Source organism: Lysobacter enzymogenes, assembly GCF_017168095.1.
Lineage (GTDB): Bacteria > Pseudomonadota > Gammaproteobacteria > Xanthomonadales > Xanthomonadaceae > Lysobacter > Lysobacter enzymogenes_D.
In genome coordinates this window covers 1-2,712 of sequence record NZ_LXSD01000367.1, presented here as the reverse complement: position 1 = coordinate 2,712, position 2,712 = coordinate 1, and the positions used below count along the sequence as shown (strand labels likewise).

Below are 2,712 nucleotides of genomic sequence, written 5' to 3'. Positions count from 1 at the left end.
GGACGTGGCGGCGGGGCTGCGTTGCTGCGGTTGGTCGCGACTTGCGTCGCTCCTACAGGGGCTTCGGCCAGGTTCGTATCCGACTGTAGGAGCGACGCAAGTCGCGACAGCGAATGCGCAACTACGACGAAACCAGCGTTATAGCTGCGATTTCGCGGTCGCGGCTTGCGCCGCTCCTACAGCGGGCGTTCCGCGGACGCTTTCGTCTTCGCCCGAAACAACAAGCGATGCCGCGCCCATACCCCGCGCGCTCAAGCCTCGTCGTCGATCGTCCGCTTCAGGAACGGCACCGTAATCCGCCGCTGCGCCGCCAACGAAGCGCGGTCGAGCTTGTCGAGCAACTGCGTCAACCCGCCAAGATCGCGGTCCATGCGCTTGAGCATCCACTCCAGCGCCGCCTCTTCCAGCGCCAACCCGCGCCGCTGCGCGCGCTGGCGCAGGACCTGGGCGCGGCCGTCGTCGTCGAGCGGGGTCAGCACGATGCGGGTGCACTGCGACAGCCGCGAACGCAGGTCCGGCAGGGTCAGCTTGAGCTCGTCGGGGTTCTCGCGCGCGGCGTAGATCACCGCGATGCCGGCCTGGCGCGCGCGGTTGTGGGTGTCGAACAGGGCGATCTCGTCCTCGCGCCGGCCGGCGATGGCCTCGATGCCGTCCAGCGCCAGCAGGTCGTTGTTGGTTTCCAGCGACTGCAGCGCTTCGCGCAGCCGGCCCACCGCCGCGGCCAGCGGCACGTAGGCGGCGCGGCGCCCGCCGATGTCGGCCTGGGCGCACGCGGCCAGCAGCAGATGGGTCTTGCCGACGCCGGCCGGGCCGACCAGATAGACCCAGTCGGCCTGGGCCGGATCGCGGTAACCGGCGGTTTCTTCGTTGTGGCTGGCCAGGGAACGCAACTGCGCGATCGCGCCCTCGGGCGCGTTCACATAGGTTTCCAAACGCTGGTCCGGCGAATGACGCAGGGCCAGCGGCAACTGCGGAATGCTCACTGCTTGCTCTCGCGCTCCGCGGCGGCGTCGGCCGCTGGTTCGGCCGGCGCGACGGGTGGGTCGCCCGCGTACAGGCGGCTGTGGGTGTAGCGTTCCTGGGCGTAGCGCAGCAGCACGTTGGCCACCGCCGCCACCGGCAGCGCCAGCAGCATGCCGAGGAAGCCGAACAGCTGGCCGCCGGCGAGCACGGCGAAGATCACCGCGACTGGATGCAGACCGATGCGGTCGCCGACCAGCTTCGGCGTCAGCCAGTAGCTTTCCACCACCTGGCCCACGCCGAACACCGCCAGCACGCCGAGCACGTGCTTCCAGTCGCCGTACTGCACCAGCGCGGCGATCACGCCGAGGATGATGCCGCTGGCCGGGCCGAGGTAAGGCACGAAGGTCAGCAGGCCGGCGATGATGCCGATCAGGATGCCCAGGTCCAGGCCCACGCCCCACAGGCCGACGCCGTACATCACGCCCAGCGCCAGCATCACCAGGAACTGGCCGCGCAGGAACGCGCCGAGCACGTCGTTGGATTCCTTGGCCAGGCGGCTGACCGTGCCCAGGTAGGTGCGCGGGATCAGCGAGGCCACGCGCTCGACCAGCTTGTCCCAGTCGCGCAGGAAGAAGAACGTCAGCACCGGCAGCAGGGCGACGTTGGCGACCATCGCGATCAGGGCGAAGCCCGAGCGCGACAGATAGCCCAGCAAGGTGGTGGCGATGCCGCCGGCGCGCTCCCAGTTGCTGCGCACCAGTTCGATCATGTGGTTGAGGTCGAGCCAGACGCTGATCTGGAAGCCGGTGCGCTGCTCCAGCCACGGGATCGCGGTGTCGGTGAACCAGGTGCGGTAGGTGGGCAGCGATACGATCAGGGTGGTGATCTGGCGCTCGATCAGCGGCACCAGGATCAGCAGGATCAGCACCACCAGCAGCGCCATCAGGGTGAACACCAGGGTCACCGCGGTGTTGCGCGAGCGGCCGGTGCGTTCGATCCGGTCGACCAGCGGATCGCCGAGCCAGCCGAGCATGGCCGCGATCACGAACGGGGTCAGCACCGGCGCCAGCACCCACAGCAACCAGCAGGCGCCCACGCCGAGCGCCGTCCATTGCAGACGGCGAAGGAACAGGGCGATGTCTTCCAGCGGGGCCCGCGCGGGCGATTGGTCGGTCATGCGTCGCTCAGTGCAGTTGGAACACGGGCGGCTGGCCGTCGAGGCCTTCCAGGCCGACGAGGGTGTCGCCGGCGTCGGTCATGCGCTTGAAGCCGGGCAGGCCGGACAGCAGGTCGAGGTCGAACTCGACGCTTTCGGGGGTGGCGCGGATCGGCACGATCTTGCGCACCACCGCCAGCCCTTGCAGGTAGCCGGACAGGCGGATGTAGTCGTCGGCGCTGCGCACGCCGGTGAAGACGATGCGGTAGGTGCCCGGGGTGCCGGACACGCTGCGCTTGGCGTAGCGCTTCATCAGCGCGTCGGCCGCGCCGTCGGCGCCGCCGGCCATGACCTTGCGCGCGTCGGGGTCGGTGAGGTTCCAGCTGGCCAGCACCTTGCCGCCGTCGACGAACGACCAGTCGCCCTTCCAGCCGCCGCTCTTGACCCGGTACAGCTTGCCGATCAACTGCATCGGCGGGCTGTAGCGGGCCGAGGCGCGCGCCACCGCGGCGGCGTCGCCGCGCCAGATCGCGCCGACGCTGGCCTGTTCGGCGGCGCTGCCGCTGGGCAGGCCGAGGCGGTAGCCGCGCTCG

General features: G+C 70.0%; 3 protein-coding genes. All 3 read right to left on the bottom strand.

The window, feature by feature from the left end:
• Positions 1 to 251: 251 nt before the first annotated feature.
• Entirely contained in the window at positions 252 to 983 is a 732-nt protein-coding gene (hda, locus tag A7A76_RS14650) for a DnaA regulatory inactivator Hda (RefSeq protein WP_206411874.1), read from the bottom strand.
• Positions 980 to 2,140: an AI-2E family transporter gene (locus A7A76_RS14645; RefSeq protein WP_206411873.1), complete on the bottom strand. Its 1,161-nt coding sequence runs from the start codon at positions 2,138 to 2,140 to the stop codon at positions 980 to 982. Before A7A76_RS14645 ends, hda begins: the two co-directional genes overlap by 4 nt.
• Positions 2,141 to 2,147: 7 nt before the next feature.
• The coding region (locus A7A76_RS14640) for a DUF2066 domain-containing protein (protein ID WP_206411872.1) at positions 2,148 to 2,712 on the bottom strand (565 nt) is incomplete at its 5' end.

Excerpts from the sequence above, each read along its gene's own strand:
- A7A76_RS14645 (WP_206411873.1), bottom strand. The coding sequence starts at position 2,140 with ATGACCGACCAATCGCCCGCGCGGGCCCCGCTGGAAGACATCGCCCTG.